General features: G+C 66.8%; 3 protein-coding genes and 1 pseudogene. All 4 read right to left on the bottom strand.

All coding sequences use genetic code 11. The annotated features are described in order from the left end of the window. Nucleotides 1-252 (bottom strand): annotated as a pseudogene (locus HC022_RS26170) (hypothetical protein); the annotation flags it as partial. 58 nt (nt 253-310) lie between these two features. Continuing rightward, nucleotides 311-625, bottom strand: a complete 315-nt coding sequence (locus HC022_RS26165; protein ID WP_167454327.1) for a heavy metal-binding domain-containing protein — start codon at nt 623-625, stop codon at nt 311-313. Between the two features lie 64 nt (nt 626-689). Next, nucleotides 690-887 (bottom strand): hypothetical protein, encoded by a 198-nt coding sequence (locus tag HC022_RS26160; RefSeq protein ID WP_008885012.1) that lies wholly within the window; start codon nt 885-887, stop codon nt 690-692. Between the two features lie 28 nt (nt 888-915). Then, the coding region (locus HC022_RS26155; RefSeq protein WP_175583745.1) for a SufD family Fe-S cluster assembly protein at nt 916-1,585 on the bottom strand (670 nt) is incomplete at its 5' end.

Raw genomic sequence — 1,585 nt, 5'->3', positions numbered from 1 at the left:
CGTCAGCGGCCGTTCGGCCAGGAACAGGGCCGCAAGCGCGCAGCCCTCGCGGAAGCGCCCGTCGACCAGCACCACGTCGGGGTGGCGGAACTCGGGCAGCTCCCAGACCTCGAGCGGGTAGCGCGGCCAGCGGCGCCATTCGCTCTCGTCGACCGGGTGGCCCCAGTCCTTCGTCTCGCCGATGTCGGACCAGACGATATCCACTTCGGTGCCCATCGCGGGCGGGTTCCCGGCCAGCCAGCCGCGCATCATCTGCGCCCAGTCCCGGTCGCTCTCGTCAGCTCCGGGCGCGTTATGGGCGCCGCGACGCTCACTCGATCACAACCGCCGTTCCGGAGGCGGAGACCATGAGCATCGTGTCGCCCACCACCTCGTAGTCGATGTCCACGCCGACCACGGCATTGCCGCCAAGCGCCTGCGCCCGTTGTTCAAGCTCGCGGAAGGCGACCTCGCGGGCGTCCTGCAGCTTGCGCTCGTAGGCGCCCGAGCGACCGCCGACGATGTCGGTGACCTGCGCGAAGAGATCGCGGACGATGTTGGCGCCCATGATGGCCTCGCCCACCACGATGCCCTTGTAGGCGGTGATACGGCGGCCTTCGACGTTGTTCGTGGTCGTGATGATCATGGTTTTATTCCAAGGGTTTGCCATGTGACCTTCGTGCGATCCTCGTGGGGTCCCGTCGTCGTCCTCAGGTGTTTGCGAGGTAGTTCACGGCCATCATGACGACCAGCGCGAGCCCGCCGGCGGCGCTTGCCGTCAGCAGGATCGAGCCGCCCAGCAGCCCCTCGGTCTTGCCCTTGCGCTTGCGCAGGGACAGACCGATCAGCAGGCCGAGGAACACGCCGATGCCGGCGCCTGAAGATTGCAGGGCGAGTTGCTGGAGCATCCCGAAGCCCTCCCGGACGCGGCGGGCGTCAGCCCACCGAACCCTCGAGCGAGATGGCCACCAGCGCCTGCGCTTCCATGGCGAACTCCATCGGCAGCGCCTGCAGCACCTCCTTGCAGAAGCCGTTGACGACCAGCGCCACCGCCTCTTCCTCGTCCATGCCGCGCTGGCGGCAGTAGAAGAGCTGCTCGTCGTCGACCTTCGAGGTGGTCGCCTCGTGCTCGCAGCGCGAGGAGTTGTTCTTGACCTCGATGTAGGGGACCGTGTGGGCCCCGCACTTGTCGCCGATCAGCAGGCTGTCGCACTGGGTGTAGTTGCGGCTGTTCTTGGCCTTGGGGTGCATCGCCACGAGGCCGCGGTGCGTGTTCTGCGCCACACCCGCCGAGATGCCCTTGGAGACGATGCGCGAACGCGTGTCCTTGCCGAGGTGGATCATCTTGGTGCCGGTATCGGCCTGCTGGTGGTTGTTGGCGATGGCGATCGAGTAGAACTCGCCCTGGCTCTCGTTGCCGCGCAGGATGCAGGACGGGTATTTCCAGGTCACGGCAGAGCCGGTCTCGACCTGGGTCCACATCACCTTCGCACGGTCGCCGCGGCAATCCGCGCGCTTGGTGACGAAGTTGTAGATGCCGCCCTTGCCGTTCTCGTCGCCGGGGAACCAGTTCTGCACCGTGGAGTATTTCACCTCGGCGTCTTCC

It is taken from the genome of Salipiger sp. HF18, from assembly GCF_011806505.1.
Taxonomy (GTDB): Bacteria; Pseudomonadota; Alphaproteobacteria; order Rhodobacterales; family Rhodobacteraceae; genus Salipiger; species Salipiger thiooxidans.
The sequence above is the reverse complement of the archived record's forward strand: the minus strand, read 5'-3'. Positions and strand labels throughout refer to the sequence as shown.